Origin of the sequence: Sulfuritalea hydrogenivorans sk43H (assembly GCF_000828635.1) — a bacterium.
Lineage (GTDB): Bacteria > Pseudomonadota > Gammaproteobacteria > Burkholderiales > Rhodocyclaceae > Sulfuritalea > Sulfuritalea hydrogenivorans.
The window spans coordinates 3,175,601-3,196,147 of record NZ_AP012547.1; the positions used below are offsets into that span (position 1 = coordinate 3,175,601).

Sequence of the window (20,547 nt, forward strand, 5' to 3'; positions counted from 1 at the left end):
CAAAAGGACAGAAATGAACGCTCCCGCCAGCCCCATCCCCCATTTCGACATCGCCGAACAGATACTGCTCAAGCCCCACGGCCTGGCGCCGCACATGCTCGAACGCGTCTTCGGCCAGTTGTTCGGCCATCGCGTCGATTACGCGGACCTGTATTTTCAGTACGCCCGCTCCGAGGCCTGGAGCCTGGAAGAAGGCATCGTCAAGTCGGGCAGTTTCAATATCGAACAGGGCGTCGGCGTGCGCGCGATCTCGGGCGAGAAGACCGCCTTCGCCTATTCCGACGACATCAGCCTGGAAGCGCTGAAGTCGGCCGCCAACACCACCCGCGCCATCGCCGCGGCCGGCGCCCAGCGTCTGGCGCCGCTGCTGCGGCGGGGCAGGCAGCCGGCCACGCTGTATGCCGGCAACGACCCCATCGCCTCGCTCGATGATGCGGCGAAGGTCACGCTGCTGGAACGACTCGAAGCCATGGCGCGCGCCGCCGACCCGCGGGTCAAGGAAGTCATGGCGAGCATCGCCGGCACCTGGGAAGTCGTGCTGGTGGCCCGCGCCGACGGCCACATGGCGGCCGACGTGCGGCCGCTGGTGCGGGTTTCGATATCCGTGATCATGGAAGAAAAGGGAAGACGCGAACAGGGTTCCTCGGGCGGCGGCGGGCGCTTCGACTACGCCTATTTCACCGATACGGTGCTGGGCGACTACGCCCGCCGCGCCGTGCATCAGGCCAGCGTCAATCTCGCCGCCAAGCCCGCCCCGGCCGGCGAAATGACCGTGGTGCTCGGCCCCGGCTGGCCCGGCATCCTGCTGCACGAAGCGGTCGGCCACGGCCTCGAAGGCGACTTCAACCGCAAGGGCAGTTCGACCTTCGCCGGGCGCATCGGCCAGCGCGTCGCCGCCAGGGGCGTCACCGTGGTCGATGACGGCACCATCGCCGACCGGCGCGGCTCGCTCACCATCGATGACGAGGGCAACCCGACGCAGCGCACCGTGCTGATCGAAGACGGCATCCTCGTCGGCTACCTGCAGGACACGCTGAACGCGCGCCTGATGAATGTGCCGATCACCGGCAATGCGCGCCGCGAGTCCTTCGCCCACCTGCCGCTGCCGCGCATGACCAACACCACGATGCTCAATGGCAGCCACGATCCGGCGGAAATCATCAAGTCGGTGAAGAAGGGCCTCTATGCGGCCAACTTCGGCGGCGGCCAGGTGGACATCACCAGTGGCAAATTCGTCTTCTCGACCGCCGAGGCCTACCTGATCGAAAACGGCAGGATCACCACGCCGGTCAAGGGCGCCACGTTGATCGGCAACGGCCCCGAGGCGATGAACCGCGTCTCCATGATCGGCAACGACATGGCGCTCGATTCGGGTGTCGGCACCTGCGGCAAGGAAGGCCAGAGCGTGCCGGTCGGCGTCGGCCAGCCGACGGTGCGCATCGACGGATTGACGGTCGGCGGTACGGGGTAAACCCAGGCTTCCCCGACTACTCCGCGGTTTCCACCCGGTCCCGCCCGTTCTCCTTGGCATTCAGCAAGGCGGCATCGGCGCGCGACGTCAGTTCATCCAGCGTTTCACCCTTGCGCATCTGGGCCACGCCGCAACTGAGCGTCACGCTTTGCATGCCCTCGCTGGTTTCCAGCGCGCAGGCCGCCACCAGATCGCGCAAACGCTCGGCGATCAGCAGGGCTTCGTCGAGGCCGGCGTGCGGCAGCAGGATCAGGAACTCCTCGCCGCCGTAGCGCGCGATCAGGTCCTGCGTGCGCAGGCCATCGGCCAGCTGGCGCGCGACGCGACGCAACACGCCATCGCCCGCGAGATGGCCGAAGCGGTCATTGAAGCGCTTGAACAAGTCAATGTCGGCAATGATCAGGCAGAGCGATTCGCCATTGCGCTCACAGCGCCCGATGGCCCGCGGATAAGCTTCCAGCAACCAGCGCCGGTTGTGGATTCCGGTCAATGCATCGACGCTCGACGCCTGCTCGAATTCAAGACTCTGGGTCTGCGAATTGACCATCGCCAGATTGTCGTTGCGCATGCGGCCGGCCATGATCGCAAGCAGGTTGCGCGCCACGCCGTGCGAACAATCGACCAGCGCCCAGAGCACTTCGTGCGGCATCGCCAGCAGCCGCGTATCGTGCGCCGCCAGCACCAGCGCCGAAGCTTTCTGGCCATCCAGCAACGACATCTCGCCGACGCAATCACCGGCGCCGAAGACGGCATGCTCGGGCATGGTGCGGTCAGCCAGATAAACACGCAATTCACCGTCGAGAATCAGATACAAATGACTGTTGGCGGCGCCGGCTTCCAGCAGATGCTCGCCGCGCTCCAAATCCAGCCGATGGCAGCGTTCGAGCAGATGCTCGATGCTTTCCAGGCTGATGTTGGCGAACAGCTTGGCGTGCTGGAGGCGCTGACGGTCTTCCCGATCGATCATGGCGGCACCCGATTGCTGGCTTCAATGAAATCAGGATAGATCAAATCTGCGCGGACCGTAAGACCGTCCGGATAGCCGAAACTACCGGTGGTCGGATCGCAACCTGCGGCCGACGTCGCTTACTTGTCATCGAACGTGTAGCCCAGTTCCGTCACTCCGCGCTTGATGGCCTCCATGGCGGGCGGCACCTGTTCCGGCGCGCCACGCACGCCGAGTTCGATATGGCGCTGGATCTCAGCCGAGCCGAGGAAGGGCAGGCTGAACACCTTGATGCCGCTGTAATCGGCTTCGATGACACGCATGAGATTGATCAGTGCGCCCTCGACGCCCTTCCACACCAGGATCGACGCTTCCGCGGTGGGGCTGGCGTTGAAGCGGTCGCGGTAATCATTGTCGAGCACCCATTCGACCATCGGCCACGCCATTTGCGGAAAGCCAGGGACGAAGTGGTGATGGCCCAGCGAGAAGCCGGGGATGCGGTTGAAGGGATTGGGAATGATGCGGCTGCCCGCCGGGAAATTGCCCATGGCCAGTTGCAGGTCGGTCAGCTCGTATTTGAGTTCGGCGAAGCGCGCCCGAATCTCCCGCTCGGCGTCCGCATGCAGCACCAGTTCGACGCCGGCCGCAGCGGCGGCGGCCTGGCGCGTGTGGTCGTCCGGCGTGTTGCCGATGCCGCCGAAGCTGAAGACGATGTCATTGCCGGCCAGGGTGCGGCGCAAGGTTTCGGTCAGCCGTTCGCGATCGTCGCCCACATACAGCGCCCAATCCAGCACCAGCCCGCGTGCCGCAAGTATCTCCAGCAACTTGGTGAAATGCTTGTCCTCACGCTTGCCACGCGTGATTTCATCGCCGATGATGATGGCACCGATGCCGCTTTGGACTGTGCTCATAGTTCGATTCCTTGTTCCTGGCGCTGGCGCCGCAAAGCGGCCAGACCGAGATGCACGAAAACCAGCGCCGTCAGGGCGGGCGCCAGAAGATTGGCCAGCGGCACGTGCGCCGCCGCCGCCGTGCCGAGGCCGGCCACATAAAACACGCTGCGCTTCTCGCGCATGAGCCGCTGCATTTCCGTGCGCGTCGCATGTTCGGCCAGCGCATCAAAGCTGAAGGTGCGCTGGTTCAGCCAGGCTCCCCACAGCAAGGGCAGCACCAGCAGCGCTCCCGGGATCAGCAGCAGCGGCAGGATGACGAGGCAGCCGAGCACAAAGATCGCGCCGGCCGACAGCGTATTGGCGAGGCTGCCCAGGAACGCATTTTCGCCATGCGCTACGAGATCGGGATAATCGCGCACGGCCACCAGGCTGAGCAGGCGCGGCAAGGCAAACACCGCAACGAGGAAAACGGCAGTGAGGTAGACCAGCGAGGCAAACGCCGCCAGCAGCAGGAACACCGTCGCCCAGTGCCCCACCCATTCCCATCCCGACCAGGGCAGCCCGGGCACGATGCGGGCCATCAATGCCACGCCATGCCCCCAGACCGCCACGGCGACGGTACCCCACAGGGCGAGCGCCACCAGCGGCGGCCAGATGGCCTGCCACAGCACCTCGGCCCGCGTCAGGTCGCGCAAGGATTTTGTGAAGGCAGCAAAGACTTCCATCATTTATGTAACCGGCTATCCCACATTTTCTGCAGCCGCTTCACCGAGACCGGCGACGAGGTTTTCAGTTCCTGTGCGAATAATGCCACGCGCAGTTCTTCCAGCAGCCAGCGGAACTCGTCGAGGAAGGCATCGCCCTGCTGGCCGGATTTCAGCATCGCATTGCGCTCGCGCTCCCAGGGGCGGCCCAAGCCCTGCCAGTCTGCCATCAGGCGGGCGTCGCGCGCCGGGTCGCTGCGCGCCTTTTCCAGCCTCAGGCTGATGGCCTTGAGGTAGCGCGGATAGTGCTGCAGGCGCTCGAAGGGCGTGGTGGCGATAAATCGCTTGGGCATCAGTTCGGCAAGTTGCGCGCCGATGTCGGCGCAGGCCTGCGGGAAAGCCTTCTGCATCGCGGCGAGCTTCTTCGCCAGCACGGCATGCTCGGTCAGGATCGTCCCGATCAGGCGCAGGATCTCCTGCGCCACCAGCAGGATGCGGCCGCGCGCCGCCTCGCGCCGTGCCGTGAACGCCGACTCTTCGGTCGGCAGCGGGTCCATCAGGCAGGTGCGTTCCAGCGTCACGGCGACCAGTTGCTCGCGCAGCTCCTTCTCGGTGCCGAGTGCGATGAATTGCAGCGCGGTCTCGCGCAGGCCCGGCAGTTTTTCGACGGCCTTGACCTGTGCTGCGAGCTGCAGCGCGAACAGCCGCGCCATGCCGCGCCGATGTTCGGCGCGGGCCTTGTCCTCGGTATCGAAGGCGGTGAGCCGAACGCTCTCGCCCAGATCGACCAGCGCCGGGAAACCCACCGTAGTGCCAGCGCCGACTTTCACTTCCATGAGCTCGGGCAGCGTGCCGAAGGTCCAGGCGGTGACGCCGGACAACTCTCCCGCCGCGGCCTCGTGCTTCACTTCGGCAGCGGCATAGACCTGCTCGACGCGGTCGCGGTACTCGGCACGCAGTTCAGCGAGATTGCGCGAGATCGCCAGCGTGCCGCCATGCTCGTCGGTGAGACGGAAGTTCATGAACAGGTGCGGCCGCAATTCGCCCGTGCGGAAGGCGTCGAGCGGCAGCTTCATGGCCAGATGCTCCTCGGCGGCGCGCGTCAGGGCGCGCACCAGCGGCTCGTCGAGGTCATGTTCGGTTTCGCAGAAATCAGTGGCGAACTCGTCGAGCGGCTGCAGACGATGGCGATACTTCTGCTGCAGCGTCTTCAGCAGGGCGAGGATCTTTTCCTTGAGCAGCCCCGGCACCAGCCATTCACAGCGATTGGCCGGCAGCTGGTTGAGCGCCGGCAGCGGCAGCATCAAGGTGACGCCGTCATCGGCCGCACCCGGGTCGTGGTGGTAGCTCAGCTTGAAGCTCTGGCCGCGATGGATCAATGCGGGAGGAAAGGCGTCGGTGGTGATGCCCGCCGCCTCGTGCCGCATCAGCTGCTCCTTTTCCAGGCAGAGCAGCTTCGGATTGGCCGCCTCGGCCTCGCGCCGCCAGTGGTCGAAGGCCGCCAGGGTGATGATGCCCTCGGGAATCCGGCTATCGTAGAAGGCATAAATCAGCTCGTCGTCGACCAGCACGTCGGGCCGCCGCGACTTGTGTTCCAGCGCCTGGATCTCCTTCATCAGCTTGGCGTTGTGCTGGAAGAAGCGCCACTTGCGCACCCAGTCCTCGCCGACCTGGCCTTCGACCAGCGCCTCGCGGATCAGGATTTCGCGCGCGAGCCTGGGGTCGCTCGGACCGTAGTGCACGCGGCGCTTGGCATGGATCATCAAGCCGTGCAGCGTGACGCGCTCCCAGGCCACGACCTGTCCCGGCCCCTTCTCCCAGTGCGGCTCATAGACATGCTTGCGGATCAGGTGGCCGCCGACCTGCTCCAGCCACTCCGGCTCGATCTTCGCGATGCAACGCGCGAACAACCGCGAGGTCTCGACCAGTTCGGCAGCGACGATCCAGCGTCCGGCCTTCTTCACCAGCGCCGAACCGGGATGGATGTAGAAGCGGATGCCGCGCGCGCCGAGGTAGTTTTTGTCCTCCTCGCTGACGAGGCCGATGTGGCCGAGCAGGCCGGTCAGCAGGGCCTTGTGGATGGACTCGTAGCCGGCCGGGATCTGGTTCTCCTTCCAGCCATGCTCGTGGCACAGGGTCATCAGTTGGCCATGCACGTCGCGCCACTCGCGCAGGCGCAACCAATTGATGAAGTTCTGCCGGCACCACTGGCGCTGCTTGTTCGAGGTCTCGTGCTTCCAGATTTCGTCGCCGGCGGCCCAGAGCTTGAGATAGGAGAGAAACTCGGATTTCTCGTCCTTCCACTTGGCATGGGCCTGGTCGGCCGCCGCCGCATGCTCCTGCGGCCGGTCGCGCGGGTCCTGGGTGCCCAGCGCGGCGGCGATGATCAACACTTCGCGCAGACAGTTGTGCTCGCGCGCGGCGAGAATCATGCGGCCGATCTTCGGGTCCAGCGGCAGCTTGGCCAGCTCGAAGCCGACCTGGGTCAGCTCTTTCGTTGTCTCGTCGATCGCGCCGAGTTCGGCGAGCAACTGGTAGCCGTCGGCGATCATGCGCGGCAGCGGCGCTTCGAGGAAGGGGAAGTCCTCGACATCGCCCAGATGCAGCGATTTCATGCGCAGGATCACACCGGCCAGGCTGGAGCGCAGGATTTCGGGCTCGGTGTAGGCCGGGCGCTGGTTGAAATCATCTTCGTCGTAAAGCTTGAAACAGACGCCCGCCGAAACGCGGCCGCAACGCCCGGCGCGCTGGCTGGCCGCCGCGCGCGAGATCGGTTCGACCTGCAATTGCTCGACCTTGTTGCGATGCGAATAGCGCTTGACGCGCGCCAGCCCCGAATCGATCACGTAGCGGATACCGGGTACGGTCAGCGAGGTCTCGGCAACGTTGGTCGCCAGCACCACGCGCTGCCCCTGATGCGAAGCGAAAACGCGACCCTGCTCGACGGCGGTCTGGCGCGCGAACAGGGGCAGCACTTCCAGCCCTGGGGGATGGTGTTTGCGCAGCGCCTCGGCCGCCTCGCGGATCTCGCGCTCACCGGGCAGGAACACCAGCACATCGCCCGGCCCGGTGCGATGCGCTTCATCGACGGCATCGACGATGGCGTCATTGAGGTCCATGTCCTTCTTCTCGTCGAAGGGCCGGAAGCGTGTCTCGATCGGATAGAGCCGGCCGGAAACCTCGATCACCGGCGCCGCATTTCCGTCAATGGTGAAGTGTTTGCTGAAGCGCTCGGCATCGAGCGTGGCCGAGGTGACGATGACTTTCAGGTCCGGTCGCTTCGGCAAAAGTTGGCGCAGATAGCCGAGCAGGAAGTCGATGTTCAGGCTGCGCTCGTGCGCCTCGTCGATCAGGATCGTGTCGTACTGGCGCAAGAGCGGATCGGTCTGCGTTTCCGCCAGCAGGATACCGTCGGTCATCAGCTTGATGAAGGAGGACGGCGTGCTCTTGTCGGTGAAGCGGATCTTGAAGCCGACGTGGCGGCCGAGTTCGGACTTCAGCTCCTGCGCGATGCGCGTCGCCGTGGCACGCGCCGCGATGCGCCGCGGCTGGGTATGGCCGATCAGGCCGTTGAGCCCGCGGCCGATGTCGAGGCAGATTTTCGGCAGCTGCGTGGTCTTGCCCGAACCGGTCTCGCCGCAGATCACCACCACCTGATGCTTGAGTATCGCCTCGCCGATTTCCTGCCGCCGCGCATTCACCGGCAGCGCCTCGTCATAGCTCAGCGCGGGCCGCGCCGCCCGCCGCGCCTCGGGATCGAACCTCATTGCGCCAGCTTGTGGATGGTGAGGATGCCCAGCCCGGTCATGATGAGCGAACCGAACAGGTGCATGGCGGCGGCACCCGCCGCCCAGCCGTAGCGCGCACCCTGGATCAGGTGCACCACCTCGGCCGAAAAAGTCGAGAAGGTGGTCAGCGCGCCGAGGAAGCCGGTGATGAAGAACAGCTTGAGTTCGGGCGGCAACTCGGCGTTGATGTGGAACACCATCACCGCGACGCCCACCAGATAGCCGCCGATCAGGTTGGCGGCAAGCGTGCCCATCGGCACGGTGACGAACACCGGATTCAGCCAGAGCCCCAGGCCATAGCGCAGCCAGGCACCCAATACGGCACCGCCGCCGATGGCGAGAAGGCTAGTCCAATTCATTGTCGCCATTTTACGCCTGCCGGTAGAATTGCAGCTTCGCCGCAATGCAAACCGCCGATCATGGCCGACAACGACAAACCCTCCATCCGCGTGGATACCGTACCCGACGCAAGCGCACGGGTACATAACTTCATTCGCCACATCATCGACGCCGACCTCAAGAACGGCAAGTACGCCGCGCGCCATTGGAGTGGCCGGCCAGGCCCCGCCGCGCAACAGAAAGTCGGCGCTGGCGACACGGCGAAAATCCGCACCCGCTTCCCGCCGGAGCCCAACGGCTACCTGCACTTCGGCCACGCCAAGTCGATCTGCCTGAATTTCGGCCTGGCGCTGGACTACGCGGGCGCTTGTCACTTGCGCTTCGACGACACCAATCCGGAGAAGGAAGAACAGGAGTATGTCGATTCCATCATCGACGCCGTGCACTGGCTGGGCTTCGACTGGAAGGGAAATCAATATTTCGCCTCCGACTACTTCCAGTGGATGTACGACTTCGCCGAGAAGCTGATCGAAGCCGGCCATGCCTACGTCGATTCGCAGACGGCGGAGGAAATGCGCGCCAGCCGCGGCACGCTGACCGAGGCGGGGAAGAACTCGCCCTACCGCGACCGCACGCCCTCGGAGAACCTCGATCTGTTCCGCCGCATGAAGGCCGGCGAATTCGCCGACGGCGCGCACATCCTGCGCGCCAAGGTGGACATGAGTTCTGGCAACATCAACCTGCGCGACCCGGCGATCTACCGCATCCGCCACGCCACGCACCACGCCACCGGCGATGCCTGGTGCATCTACCCGATGTACACCTACGCCCATCCGATCGAGGATGCACTGGAAAACATCACCCATTCGATCTGCACCCTGGAGTTCGAGGACCAGCGCCCCTTCTACGACTGGCTGCTGGCACGACTGGCCGAGCTGGGCTGCGTCAATACGCCGCTACCGCAGCAGATCGAATTCGCCCGGCTCAACCTTTCCTACGTCGTGCTCTCCAAGCGCAAGCTGATCCAGCTGGTCGACGAGAGGCACGTCGATGGCTGGGATGACCCGCGCCTGCCGACCCTGGTCGGTGCGCGCCGTCGGGGCTTCACGCCCGAAGCCTTCCGCCGCTTCAACGAAATGAACGGGGTCACCAAGTCCGATTCGTGGATCGACATCAGCGTGCTCGAAGAATGCCAGCGCGAGCACCTGAACGAAACCGCACCGCGCCGCATCGCCGTGCTCGATCCGGTCAAGCTGGTCATCGACAACTACCCCGAGGGGCAGGAGGAAGAATGCCTCGCGCCCAACCACCCGCAAAAGCCCGAATGGGGCAAGCGCCCCGTCCCGTTTTCGAAGGAACTCTGGATCGAGCGCGAGGACTTCATGGAAGTGCCCGGCAAGGGTTACTTCCGGTTGTTTCCCGGCAACATGGTGCGCCTGCGCTATGGCTTCGTCGTCAAGTGCACCGGCTGCGACAAGGATGCCGATGGCAAGATCACGGCGGTGCGCTGCGAGTACATGGCCGACTCCAAGTCCGGCACACCGGGTTCCGACAATTACAAGGTCAAGGGCAACATCCACTGGGTCTCGGCGCGGCACGCGTATGCCGCCGAGGTGCGCCTGTACGACCGCCTGTTCGCCGTCGAAGCGCCCGGCGAGGGCGGGCGCGATTTCATTGCCGACCTCAACCCTGATTCAAAACTCGTGATCACCGCGCAACTCGAAGCAGCGCTGAAAAGCGCCGCCGCCGAGGAGCGCTTCCAGTTCGAACGCCACGGCTATTTCGTCGCCGACCGCTTCGACTCCAGGCCCGGCACGCCGGTATTCAATCGCGCGGTGACGCTGAAGGATTCGTGGTCCAAGGGCAAGTAGGCGCGGTTACTACCCTCACTATTACCCCCACCAAGAGGTAATTACCCCTTCTTCCGCCAACGCGCCGCGGGGCCGCGCCCCTCGCATACAAGCGTTCCTTCAGCTTGGCGTTCGCGCAATACCAGGCGAATCATGTCCCGGCTCACGCCGGGGCAAGCCTGTTCCAACTCACCGAAACTGAACTCCCCGGCAAGGCGCGCCAACGCGGCCAGCACCAGCTCACGCTTGGAACCACGCGGCGCGCTGACTTCGCCGACCCGCTCGGCGAACTCCTTGTAAGCAGTCTTGAGGATGTAGAGCACGAAATTGATGTACGGCCAGGGATCGTGTTTGCACTCGTGCCAGCCGTGCGAACTTTGTTCCAGCGTCTCGTAGTAGCGCGCCTTGTTTTCCTCCACCAACCGCTCCAGGCTGATGTAGCGCCCCACATCAAAGCCGAGCTGCTGGCACTGAAGCAGCCACAGCAGGCGCGAGACTCGGCCATTGCCATCGCGGAACGGATGGATGCAGAGAAAATCGAGATTGAAAGCCGCCAGTGCGATCAGCGGATGGACCCAGCCCTCGTCCAGACAACACCGCCAGTCAGCCACCAACTCGCTCATGGCCTCACCCGTGCGCGCCGCCGCAACAGGCCGAAAGCGCACCCGCTCGCTACCATCGGCATAACGCTCGATGATGTCGCCGTCCTTTTCCTTGAACTGGCCAGCATCCCATATCTGGCCACGCGCCATGGCGTGGAGCCGGCGAATATTTTCCTCGCTCACGGCAATGCCCGCCGACTCGCGGTATATCCAGTCCAGCGCATCGCGGTAGCCGCGGATCTCCTCCTCATCCCGGTCACGGAACAATGGCTTGGGCGCCACCAGCACATCTCGCACGCGCGACGCTTCCAGCGCCACGCCCTCGATACGGTTCGACGACACCGCGCTCTCGATCAGCGCATGCTCGCGCAACACCTTGAGCCGCTGCGGCGACTGGCGCGTGTAAAGCTCCTGCTTGCCGCGGAATTCGCCAAGATCGGCGAGATACCATGCGGCGGCAGGATGAATGGGCGGTGACGCTAAAAAACGCTGCAAGGTACTCATTCGACCTCCCGCCCAAGAGCACCGTCGTAATACCGCAAGTGAGACGAATCAAATAGGAGATCAACGTCCAGATTCTGGAAAATTTCGTATTTGTTGGCTAACGGCCAGAATTTTTCGTACCCGTAAGGACTCAGCCCGTTGTAGAAGAACAATAAGAGTTCATAAGTCGACAACTGCGCCCGAACGATTCTTGCAAATCGCCGCCTCTCTTCCTTCGAAAGGGCGCTCTCGTCGATAAAGCGATAGATGTGATAAACGGTCCGGAAGTAGTGGCCGACGTCGGACTGATGCTGAAGAAAAAAACTCACATAGGCCTGGATAACGCTCTGATCCACACCGCCGCGCGCTTGAATCAATTCTCGGAAACTAGCGGGATCTAAAATTTTCAGGACTCGTTCTGCGCGCGAGGCCTCAATACCCGACAACCCTTTCTCTTTAATGACTGAGTAATCCCTTCGTAACGAACGGGAAAAAAAGTACTCAAAGCAATCACGCCCCTGACGAATGAGTGTCCCATCCAGCTTGCGAACATCTAGCATTCTCACGATGTCCTGATACGCCCCAAGCAAAGCGAAAAAACTACCTTCAAAAACCTGTCGCTGCATCGTAAGATTCTGCGCTTGTAGTTGTTCCTTCTGCCCGCGAATTTCGCTTCGCGTGTGCTCCAGTTCTTCACGTTGCAGCGCCAGTTCCCTTCTTTGCAGGAACATCGTAAAAATCAATACGGCAAATGCAAACGCTGAGAAGAGAGCGTTCAACGCTCCGAACACGTCACCGAACTGTCCGATCTTCTGGGAATCCGAATTGCTATAGGCCAGCACGAGCGGCAATAGAAAATAGGCTGCCAGCCCGTAGAACAACCAGATCGCAACAAGTGCAAGCAAACCGAATCCCAACCACGCTAATCGCGGTTCACGATCCGACTTGGATTCTTCCTTTTCTATTTTCATGATCCGATCCTCACGTTGCCACCCCGCTTACCACCAACTCCCGCGTCGCCCGCGTCATCGCCACATAGAGTAGTTTGGCTTCTTCCGGCGGTAGCTCAACCGCGCGCTGGATGCAGTCGGCGCCGGGAATCACCACCAACGGAAATTCCAGACCCTTGCACGAATGCATGGTGACTGCGAGCACCGCATCCTCGTCCGGCGCAAAGCTGGCTTCCTTGAAGTAGATCACCGGTACGCCGAAGCCGCGCAGTGTTGCCAATATTGTCCGGCCCACCGGGTTGTAGTGGCGGTAGATCACCGCCATGTCGCGCCAGGGCGTGCCGGCACGGTGGGCTTCCTTCAGGCGTTCGGCGATGAATTCGGCTTCGGCGCGCAGCGTTGGCAGCTTGACCACCATCGGTGGCGGGCCGGCGCGGCCAGCGGATTGCGGATTGATCAGCGGTACGCCATCTTCGTCGGAATCCATCGGCTTGAGAATGCCGTGGGCGACATCGCGGGCGAAACGAAGGATTTCGTCGGTATTGCGGTAATTCAGCTTGAGGATGGTAGTGCGACCCACGGCCTGGATGCCGGCGCTCTTGAAACTGAACCTCCTTCGCTTGGCGTCGCCATAGATGGACTGCGCATCGTCGTAGAGCACCAACAGGCTGTTGGTGGCTGGGTCGACCATCTGCGTCACCAGCTTGAACCATTCCGGCTTGAAGTCATGCCCCTCATCGATCAGGATCGCCGAATATTGCGTAGTGGGAATCAGACCGCGCTCGACGCTGCGTATGACGCGGTCCACCATGGCGTCAAAAAACATCCCTTGATTTTCATCGGACTTTTCCGGCAGCCCGGCGTTGTAGGCGACGAGCTGGGCGCGGCACCATTGGTGAAAGTGATGGGTATGCACCTTCCCGTCGAGCCCCTTGTCGGCCATGGTGCGCGCGAGACGACGAGCCAGCGACTGGTTGTAGCAGAGCACCAGGATCGGCTTGCCAGCGCCGCGTGCCAGATACTCCGCGCGATAGCCTAGGATCAGGGTCTTGCCTGAACCGGCGACGCCGTGAATGACGCGGTGGCCGTCGCCCAGACTGCGCGCCAGTTGCTCCTGATGCACGTCCATCACAAGCATCAGATCGATCGGCGCGACGCCCTCGCCGAACAGGCTGGCCTGACGCGGCGCGATGCGCACATCGGGATGGATATGCCAGCGCACGCGGTCGATCTCAGGCAGGCTGAGCCGCCCCTTGAATTGCAGCGGAAACATGTTCCACAGGCGGCGCTGGAATTCCTCGGCTTCGACGCCCTCCGTCATTTCGTCCTGACAGATGACCCGATCGGGAGGAATCACCGCATCCAATCCTCCGTCGTCGAACTGCTTGCGGGTAATGCGGCTGAACACCACGCCATAGCTCCACGGAAACAACAGCCGTCCCGCTTCACGCCCGGAACCGATAACGAGTTGCGGATCCTTGCTCAACGTGGCCGCCAGATCCTCCGCATAACGTCTCGCCTGTTCCAGCGGGTTCTGTACTTCCTTTGGCCCGCTGTCGAGATTCAGCGTTGCCCGAAGCTTGTCGATTCCAAGGACCGTGTCACGCTTCCAATCCTTCACTTCGAGAATCAGCAAGCCACGCCGCGGGTGCAGGACGATGAAATCGGGATGACCGTAGGACAGGCCGACCGGTATGTTGTACCAGCACAGATAGTCGTCTTCCAGCTTGGCTTCGAGGCGCTCAGCGAAGCGCCGCTCGCCGCCGGTGTCGAAGGTGCAACCGCCAATGCCGGGAATCAGAGTCGCCATGCCTCGCCTCTCAAGACAGGCAATAATTCTACCCCGCCACTTGCCCTTGGCATGAAACGCTTGGCGCACATCGCCGGAAAGCGCAGAATTGCGCTTCGCCTGTCCACTCACTGAAGGAGTTCCCCATGCGCAAACTCGCCTCTCTCGTCATTGTTGCCGCCACCAGCCTGGCCGCCACCGCCCATGCCATGAAACCCGGCCTGTGGGAAATCACCACCCAGATGAGCGGCGGCGGCATGCCGGCCATGCCGGCCATGCCGGAAGCCCAGCGCAAGCAGATGGAAGCGATGGGCGTCAAGATGCCTGGCGGTCCCGGCGGCGGCATGACAATGGCGGTGAAGCACTGCGTCACCAAGGAGCAGGCCGAAAAACGCCAGCCGCCGCAAACCGATGAAGACCGCAAGCATAAATGCGAGCAGAAGGACGTGAAGGTATCGGGCAACACCGTGACCTGGAAGATCGTCTGCACCGGCGAACAGAAGATGACCGGCACCGGCTCGATGACCTACCAGGGCGAGGAGGCCTACAAGGGCGAGTCCACCTTCACCATGGAAGGCGGCAAGCGCGGCCCGATGACCATGAAGCAGAACTACTCGGGCAAGTGGCTGGCAGCGGCCTGCAAATAAGCGGCTAAGCCACGCCGATCAGGCGGCGGAACTCGGCCGCCGGCATCGGCCGGCCGAAATGGTAGCCCTGCACCAGGTCGCAGTTCATCGCGCGCAGCGCGGCGGCCACGGCCTCGGTCTCGACGCCCTCCGCCACCACTTTCAGTTCCAGGCTCCCGGCCATCTGGATCACGGCGCGCACGATCGCCGCGTCGTCCCGGTCGGTCACGATGTCGCGGACGAAGGACTGGTCGATCTTCAGCTTGTCAACGGCGAAGCGCTTGAGGTAGGCAAGGCTGGAATAGCCGGTGCCGAAATCATCGATCGCCAGCCGCACACCCAGCGCCTGCAGCCGTTTGATGGTCGCCAGTACCTGTTCGGCGCCGTCGATCAGGATCGACTCGGTAAGCTCCAGTTCCAGCGCGGCGGGTGTCGCGCCCGAGGCCGCCAGCGCCCGCCGCACCGTCTCTTCGACATCGCCGCGGCGAAACTGGATGGAGGAGATATTTACCGCCATCGAGAACTGCCGGCCGCCTTGCGCGTGCCAGCACACCAGCTCGCGGCAAGCTTCCTGCAACACCCATTCGCCGAGTGGCACAATCAGGCCGCTGTGTTCCGCTGCGGGAATGAAGTGTCCCGGTGCCACCAGGCCCTGCTCCGGACTCTGCCAGCGCACCAGCGCTTCGGCACCGACAACGAGGCCGCTCTTCAGATCGACCAGCGGCTGGTAGTAAAGAATGAACTCTTCGCGCTCCAGGCCGCGGCGCAGGCGACCATGCAGGTCCAGCCGTTCCTGCGCATCGGCATTCATGCGTTCGGTATAGAAGCGGAAGGCATTGCGGCCGGCTTCCTTGGCGTGGTACATGGCCGTGTCGGCCTTCTTCAGCAGCTCGTCGAAGTCGGCACCGTCTTCCGGATACACCGCAATGCCGACGGAGGCGGAAATCGTCGCCTCGTGAGGGTCGATGTGAAACGGTTCGCCCAGCGCCGCCATGATCTTTCCGGAAATCTGTGCCGGCACCTCGGAGCTTTGCAGATCTGTCAGCACCACCAGGAATTCGTCGCCGCCGTGGCGACTGATGGTGTCGGAATCGCGCACGCAGGCCAGCAGGCGCTGCGCTGCGTCGCGCAGCAGGACATCGCCCACTGGATGGCCGAAGGAATCATTCACCGCCTTGAAGCGATCGAGATCGACAAACAACAGTGCCACCTTGCGTCCGGTGCGTTCGCCGTGGGCAATGGCCTGCTCCATGCGATCCTTGAGCAGCAGGCGGTTGGGCAAGCCGGTCAGCGGATCGTGATGGGCGAGAAAGGCGATCTTCGCCTCGGCCGCCTTGCGCTCGCTGATGTCGGAAAATATGCCGACAAAATGCGTAATCTTGCCACCCGCATCGCGCACCGACGAAATTCCCAGCCACTCGGGAAACACCTCGCCATTTCGACGCCGGTTCCAGATCTCGCCTTTCCAGTAGCCGCTATCAAGCATGCCGTGCCACATGTCGCTGAAGAACTCGCGACTGTGCCTGCCCGACGCCAGCAGGCTGGCGTTGCGCCCGATCACTTCGGTTGGGGCATACCCGGTCACCCGCGAAAACGCGCTGTTGACCGAGATCATGCACCCCCCGGCATCGGTGATCATGATCGCTTCGCCGCTGCTCTCGAACACCTTGGCCGCCAGTCGCAGCTCTTCCTCAACCTGTCGCTCCTTGGTGTTGTCGCGGGTGGTGCCCTCGACGCCGATGATGTTGCCGGCGGCATCCTTCATGAAATGGGCCGTGGTGCGCACCCAGACTTCATGTCCGTCCTTGTGCCGCAAGCGCGACTCGCCGCCGACTATGTGGCCGCCATTGGCCCGCATGCGGGCGAGAAACTCTTCGCGCTCTTCGGGCGAGCAATATGAATCCGCCAGCCGAAGTCCGACAAACTCATCGACTTCGTAGCCGAGCAGCTGCTTCACCGAACGCGAGACGCGTGTAACGATTCCGTTGATGTCGGTCCGGTAGTAGGTGTCCTGCAACTCGTCGAGGATGCCGCGCAGGTCGCGCTCGGATTCGGCCACGGCGCGCTGCGCCTCGACAATCGGCGTGAGGTCGGTGATGAAGCCGAAAGAGCCGATCGCCTCGCCCTTCTCGTTGCGATGCGTGGTGTTGTTGAGCAGGATGGGAAAGCTCGTGCCGTCCTTGCGCCGGGCCAGTAGTTGAAAGCGGCGGTGATCGGTGGTGTCGATGCGCTTGATCTGTGCCATCAGTTCGGCGCGGCTCTCTTCGGTGATGAAATCAAACGGGGTCTTTCCCATCCATTCTTCGCGCGGATAACCGAACAGATTGCACAGCGTGTCATTGACCTCGATGAAGCAGCGCCGGGAATCCATGGCGAAATAGCCATCGACGGCGCTGTCGATCACGTGACGGTAGTAGCGTTCGCCCTCACGCAAGGCGGTTTCGATCCTGCGCGCGGCCGTCGCGTCGCGGAAGATCGCCACTTGCAGCAAACGGTCACCGTCACTCACCCGATACACGCGAACTTCAACCGGCAGCAGGCTGCCATTGCGGCAACGGAACTCGCTATTGACCACCCGCACCTGCTCGGTCAGGCCGATGCTCCAGGCGCGCCATGCAGTCGCATCGGCGAAGCTGGTGGATATCTCCCATACGTGCCGACCGAGAATCTCGTTGCGCGAATAGCCGAGCAACTCGCCGGCACGGTCATTGGCTTCGACATAAGCGCCGCTCTCGCCGTCGGCCAGCACAACACCGTCGCCGATGCGGTCGAGCACGCCGCCGAGAATCATGTGCCGAGCGAACTCGCTGTAGCGCCCGCCCGGCTTGACCAGTTCATGACGCAGACGGGCGATGGTATTGCGCAGAAATTCGACATGGCGGCCCTGCATCGTGCGCACGATGTCATGGCGCGTCAGCACGCCGAGCATTTGCCCCTCGTCCATTACCAGCAGACGGCGTACCCCGAGGTCGGCCATGCGCTGTACCGCCTGCGGCAACGGCAGATCGGACGCGATGAAATGCACACCCGGCGTCATCAGGCCGGCCAGGGGCGTCTGCAGATGTTCGCCGCGGCCGGCGATGCGCACCACATCGCGATCGGTCAGGATGCCCACCGGAAGATCCGCCGCGGTAACCACTACATGGTCGGACTGGCGCTTGCGCATCAGGCGCAAGGCGTCGACCAGCGGTGCGCCACCGTCCAGCGCGGTGACGCCCGGCTTCATTGCCGTGCTGACGGTCTTCAGTTCAACGAGGTATTCGTCACCCAGGTGTTCGAGAAAATCCGCTTCGGACAGCACTCCCGCCACGCGGCCTTCTGCATCCACCCCCACCAGATGGCGCACCCCAAGCTCCACCATGTACTGGTGCGCATCGCGATAATCGACCGAAAGCGGCTGGGTCGCAACGGGGCGGCTCATCACCTCGCCGATGGTGCTTCCCGGAGAAACCGTTCCTTCGGCAAGCAGGGCCACGGCATCGCGCTCGGTGAAGATTCCGCAGGGCCGCCGCTCGTCATCCACGACCACGACGCAACTGATCCGATTGCGCTCCATCGTGCGCAATATCTCTCCCAGCGCCGCTTCGGCGCTGCAAGTCACTACCTCGACGGTAATTATCGATTCCAGGGAAAGTGCGTTCACCCGATCAACCCATGCTGGACATGATGCAAAGAATAGCAGCAAAGGTAGCCATCGCCATGTGTCCGCCATGCCACAACCCGGCGGGCAATTGATGCCGCCGCTTGCCATTGGCGCGAGTCTGCCTTATTTTCAGGCATGGCCGCTGCGCGTGACACCGAAATCGCGAAGATGCCGTCCCTGCTTCCCGCGGGAACATGATGTCGCCGTATGCTTCAACGCAATTTTGTTTTGGCCAATCGCTTCCGGAGAAGATTCATGAGCATGTCCAATCCCCGCTACAACCAGATCGCCGACCGTGATCTGCTGATCGAATTCCGCGACGCCCTGAGTGACCAGGTAACGACGCTGGAGCGGCAAGTGGCCAATCTGCGGCGCGATGCCGGCGACCGCGAGTCCGTCGCCACGCTGTTCCGCGCCCTGCATACCATCAAGGGCGATGCGTCGATCTGCCGCTTCGAGCTTGGGGTCAGGATCACCCATCCCATCGAGAGCCTGCTGGTGAGGCTGCGCGAGGGAAAGCTGGCATTCTCGCCGCTGCTGGCGGAGGCGATCCTGCTGGCGCTTGATCGACTGGAGCTGGCTGTCGAAGCGCTCCTGGCAGGGCGCTCGCTGGATTCCCTGCGCCTCCAGCCGCTGATCGATGGCCTCGATCTGCTGAGCACCCGCGAGAACGACGGGCTGGACAATGCCTCGATTGCCCTGATCGAGGCCGTCACCGGCTTTCGTCCGGCGAATGCGGCGGCAAAACTGACACCCAAAGCCGCGGCACGGGGACAAGGCAACGCCGGCGACCTGAAGTTCTTCCAGCGTCTGGCACTGCAGCTGGAAACCTACTCTCCGCTGTTCAAGGGGCGCAGCGGCCGCCTGCTGAGATTGGCGCTTGAGACAAACGACCGCGCCGGCAGACCGGTGGACCCGGCACAACTGGAGGCGGCGGTCTACCTCCATGATATCGGGATGATGTTCCTGCCGGAGTCGATCTGGCTCAAGGTCGGCGCGCTGACGGATGCCGAGCGGCGGGTGATGCATGAACATCCGTCCTTTGCCGCCGGTATCGCCGAGCGCATGGTGGGCTGGCATGAGGCGGCCGCGATGATTGCCCAGCATCATGAGATGGCCGACGGCAGAGGCTATCCGCAAGGGCTCAAGGAGGACCAGATCGTTCCCGGCGCCAAGATCCTCGCCATCGTCGACGCCTTCGAGTCGGTGACGCTGAAACACAGCCATCGCGGCGAGGGCCGTTCGCTGTTGCGCGCAATTGCCGAGATCAACGCCAGCGACAATCAGTTCTCCGCCGAGTGGATAGAACATTTCAACCAGGTGATACGCGGCATGGTCGAGGCTTGACGCCTGCCCCCGAAGGGGATTCCCGGGCGGGCGAAGCCCGGCCCGTCTGGCGGCGATGCGGCAGGGTGGATCGGTATAATCGACTCATTCCCTTTCACTATTCCGCACGCGACCATGCGCTCCGTCACCCTCTCCCGCTTTCTTATCGAAGAACAACGCGACAAGAATGTCATATCCCCCGATCTGCGCCTGCTGATCGAAGTCGTCTCCCGTGCCTGCAAGGCGATCTCGATCGCCATCGGCAAGGGTAGCCTGGCCGGCGTGCTGGGCAGCGCCGGCAGCGACAACGTGCAGGGCGAAGTGCAGAAGAAGCTCGACGTGATTTCCAATGAAATCCTGCTCGACGCCAACGAATGGGGCGGCCATCTGGCCGGCATGGCCTCCGAGGAAATGGAACTGCCCCACGCCATTCCCAACCGCTACCCGAAAGGCGAATACCTGCTGCTGTTCGATCCGCTCGACGGCTCGTCGAACATCGACGTGAATGTCTCGGTCGGCACCATCTTCTCCGTGCTGCGCTGCCCCGAAGGCATGGACCCGAACGAGCAGGCCTTCCTCCAGCCCGGCACGCGCCAGGTCTGCGCCGGCTATGCCGTGTATGGACCGACCACGCTGCTGGTGCTGACGCTGGGCGACGGCGTCAATGTATTCACGCTCGACCGCGAGTTCGGCAGGTTTGTGCTGACCCAGGGTGACGTGAAAATCCCCGAAGAGACACGCGAATTCGCCATCAACGCATCCAACTCGCGCTACTGGGAGGAACCCGTCAAGCGCTATGTCGACGAACTGCTGGCCGGCAAGGATGGGCCGCGCGGGCAGGACTTCAACATGCGCTGGGTGGCTTCGATGGTGGCCGACGTGCACCGCATCCTCAGCCGCGGCGGAATCTTCATGTACCCCATCGACAGCAAGACGCGGGCGCAGGGAGGCAAGTTGCGCCTGATGTACGAGGCCAATCCGATGGCCATGATTGTCGAACAGGCGGGAGGCGCGGCCACCGACGGCAGGCGACGCATCCTCGACATCCAGCCGGAGAAACTGCATCAGCGCGTCCCCGTGATCCTCGGTTCAAAGCGGGAAGTCGAGCGGATCACCAGCTATCACGGCCAGTGACGG

At 63.1% G+C, this 20,547-nt stretch carries 14 protein-coding genes; 5 read left to right on the plus strand and 9 right to left on the minus strand.

What is annotated here, in order from left to right; all coding sequences use genetic code 11:
• Positions 1-13 precede the first annotated feature (13 nt).
• A complete protein-coding gene (gene tldD, locus SUTH_RS15155) occupies positions 14-1,471 on the plus strand; it encodes a metalloprotease TldD (protein WP_041100414.1) in 1,458 nt (485 codons plus the stop codon).
• Between the two features lie 16 nt (positions 1,472-1,487).
• On the opposite strand, the gene SUTH_RS15160 is transcribed toward tldD, so the two are convergent.
• The 5 genes from SUTH_RS15160 to crcB all read right to left on the minus strand — a co-directional run bounded on the left by SUTH_RS15160 (position 1,488) and on the right by crcB (position 8,161).
• Positions 1,488-2,438, minus strand: a complete 951-nt coding sequence (locus tag SUTH_RS15160) for a GGDEF domain-containing protein (RefSeq protein ID WP_041100416.1) — start codon at positions 2,436-2,438, stop codon at positions 1,488-1,490.
• A gap of 119 nt (positions 2,439-2,557) precedes the next feature.
• Positions 2,558-3,328 (minus strand): competence/damage-inducible protein A, encoded by a 771-nt coding sequence (locus tag SUTH_RS15165; protein ID WP_041100418.1) that lies wholly within the window; start codon positions 3,326-3,328, stop codon positions 2,558-2,560.
• Entirely contained in the window at positions 3,325-4,038 is a 714-nt protein-coding gene (locus tag SUTH_RS15170) for an EI24 domain-containing protein (protein WP_041100420.1), read from the minus strand. The genes SUTH_RS15165 and SUTH_RS15170 overlap by 4 nt, the downstream gene beginning before the upstream one ends.
• Complete coding sequence (hrpA, locus tag SUTH_RS15175; protein WP_052473693.1) at positions 4,035-7,781, minus strand: ATP-dependent RNA helicase HrpA; 3,747 nt, start codon at positions 7,779-7,781, stop codon at positions 4,035-4,037. Before hrpA ends, SUTH_RS15170 begins: the two co-directional genes overlap by 4 nt.
• Positions 7,778-8,161, minus strand: a complete 384-nt coding sequence (gene crcB, locus SUTH_RS15180; RefSeq protein WP_041100422.1) for a fluoride efflux transporter CrcB — start codon at positions 8,159-8,161, stop codon at positions 7,778-7,780. The genes hrpA and crcB overlap by 4 nt, the downstream gene beginning before the upstream one ends.
• A 60-nt stretch (positions 8,162-8,221) precedes the next feature.
• Here crcB and SUTH_RS15185 point away from each other — a divergent pair, with 60 nt between their 5' ends.
• The gene (locus tag SUTH_RS15185) at positions 8,222-10,012 is read left to right on the plus strand and encodes a glutamine--tRNA ligase/YqeY domain fusion protein (RefSeq protein ID WP_041100424.1); all 1,791 of its coding nucleotides are present in this window, start codon (positions 8,222-8,224) and stop codon (positions 10,010-10,012) included.
• Between the two features lie 41 nt (positions 10,013-10,053).
• Here SUTH_RS15185 and SUTH_RS15190 read toward each other — a convergent pair whose 3' ends face one another.
• From SUTH_RS15190 to SUTH_RS15200, 3 genes are read right to left on the minus strand one after another with little or no spacing between them, the layout of a single operon-like run.
• Positions 10,054-11,097, minus strand: a complete 1,044-nt coding sequence (locus tag SUTH_RS15190; RefSeq protein WP_041100425.1) for a Fic family protein — start codon at positions 11,095-11,097, stop codon at positions 10,054-10,056.
• Positions 11,094-12,047, minus strand: coding sequence for a putative phage abortive infection protein (locus SUTH_RS15195; protein WP_084207442.1), 954 nt, complete (start codon positions 12,045-12,047; stop codon positions 11,094-11,096). The genes SUTH_RS15190 and SUTH_RS15195 overlap by 4 nt, the downstream gene beginning before the upstream one ends.
• 10 nt (positions 12,048-12,057) lie before the next feature.
• Positions 12,058-13,836 (minus strand): 3'-5' exonuclease, encoded by a 1,779-nt coding sequence (locus tag SUTH_RS15200; protein WP_041100430.1) that lies wholly within the window; start codon positions 13,834-13,836, stop codon positions 12,058-12,060.
• A gap of 125 nt (positions 13,837-13,961) precedes the next feature.
• On the opposite strand from SUTH_RS15200, the gene SUTH_RS15205 reads away from it, so the two are divergent.
• Positions 13,962-14,462 carry a DUF3617 domain-containing protein gene (locus SUTH_RS15205; RefSeq protein ID WP_041100432.1) on the plus strand — a complete coding sequence of 167 codons (501 nt, stop codon included), beginning with the start codon at positions 13,962-13,964 and terminating at the stop codon, positions 14,460-14,462.
• A gap of 4 nt (positions 14,463-14,466) precedes the next feature.
• Here SUTH_RS15205 and SUTH_RS19145 read toward each other — a convergent pair whose 3' ends face one another.
• Positions 14,467-18,084 (minus strand): PAS domain S-box protein, encoded by a 3,618-nt coding sequence (locus SUTH_RS19145; RefSeq protein WP_171817382.1) that lies wholly within the window; start codon positions 18,082-18,084, stop codon positions 14,467-14,469.
• Positions 18,085-18,339: 255 nt separating this feature from the next.
• Here SUTH_RS19145 and SUTH_RS15215 point away from each other — a divergent pair, with 255 nt between their 5' ends.
• Together SUTH_RS15215 and SUTH_RS15220 are read left to right on the plus strand one after the other, a co-directional pair.
• Entirely contained in the window at positions 18,340-19,431 is a 1,092-nt protein-coding gene (locus SUTH_RS15215) for an HD domain-containing phosphohydrolase (RefSeq protein WP_041100434.1), read from the plus strand.
• Positions 19,432-19,545: 114 nt separating this feature from the next.
• Complete coding sequence (locus tag SUTH_RS15220; RefSeq protein WP_041100435.1) at positions 19,546-20,544, plus strand: class 1 fructose-bisphosphatase; 999 nt, start codon at positions 19,546-19,548, stop codon at positions 20,542-20,544.
• Positions 20,545-20,547 lie beyond the last annotated feature (3 nt).